2 pseudogenes are annotated in these 469 nt (G+C 44.1%); both read left to right on the forward strand.

Annotation, left to right across the window (positions count from 1 at the left end):
* Window positions 1-181: pseudogene (locus tag ACUU1I_RS21170) on the forward strand (MFS transporter); the annotation flags it as partial.
* Between the two features lie 43 nt (window positions 182-224).
* A pseudogene (locus ACUU1I_RS21175) lies at window positions 225-440 on the forward strand (peptidoglycan-binding protein); the annotation flags it as partial.
* Window positions 441-469 lie beyond the last annotated feature (29 nt).

The following is a 469-nucleotide window of genomic DNA, read 5'->3' on the forward strand; positions in this document are numbered from 1 at the left end:
AGGGCTGTCAGGCACATTTTCCTATATCTTCGGCTCAATTGTTGCGACACTGGGAATGGGACTTGTTGTCGATTATCTGGGATGGGGGGCCACATTTATCGTACTGATACTGTCTGCTGTTTTTGCCATCATTTTCACACTGATGAGTCGTGAACGCTCACTGGAGTTCGAAAAAGAGTAATTTTCTCAGGAAAAACATAAAATTACTGACTAAATATTTATTTTTTGAATCGCAGGGCATTCCGGATAAGGTTGATATCGTGTCACGGCTGAAGACCTATGGATACAGTATTTCTGGTGTGGAGACGGATGACGGATATAAGGCGCTTGTCCGCGCTTTTCAGCTTCATTTCCGGCAGAAAAATTATGACGGCATAATGGATGCTGAAACCGCTGCCATCCTGTATGCATTGCTGGAGAAGTATTTCCCGGGTAAATAAGGAGTGAGTCGTCAGAGCTGCGATATATC

The sequence above is a fragment of the Shigella sp. SIG3 genome, from assembly GCF_053555855.1.